The sequence below is a fragment of the Limosilactobacillus galli genome, from assembly GCF_947381495.1.
GTDB lineage: Bacteria > Bacillota > Bacilli > Lactobacillales > Lactobacillaceae > Limosilactobacillus > Limosilactobacillus galli.
In genome coordinates, this window is record NZ_CANCWK010000113.1 from 1 (window position 1) to 451 (window position 451).

Genomic DNA, 451 nt, shown 5'->3' on the forward strand with positions numbered 1-451 from the left:
CCCCGTATTCTTTCATGACCTTAAGCCGGACACTTTGAAGTGCCCGGTAGGCCTGAACGACGACGTGGAAATGATCAGCTACGATAATCGCTTTGGGAAATAATTCATGAATGAGGTTACGATAAGGTTCAAACAGATCGACTACGACGATCTTAACTGACCAGCGGGCCTTCTTAGAATAGTGGGAAAGAAAGTAGCTGCGCATAAAGCGTGAATTACGGGACTGAATGATATCAATAGTGCGATGGTTCTGTGGATTCATTAAAATCATACTCATCTTACTTTGGGCGAACTTGCCGGATTTAAAGTCATCAAAAGCGATGGTTGCCGGTAGCCAGTGAGGATTAGTCTTAAAGGTATCCTCGAGTCCCTCGAGCTGACGCTCAACGGTGTTAATAGAAACATTGTGATGGCTGGCAATAGTCCGCATTGATTCATTCTCGCTGAGTTC

General features: G+C 45.0%; 1 protein-coding gene. It reads right to left on the reverse strand.

Features of this window, described 5'->3' with window-relative positions; genetic code table 11:
* Nucleotides 1–451, reverse strand: a 451-nt coding sequence (locus tag QOS10_RS09500) for a transposase (RefSeq protein ID WP_283595207.1), incomplete at both ends; no start/stop codon positions are given.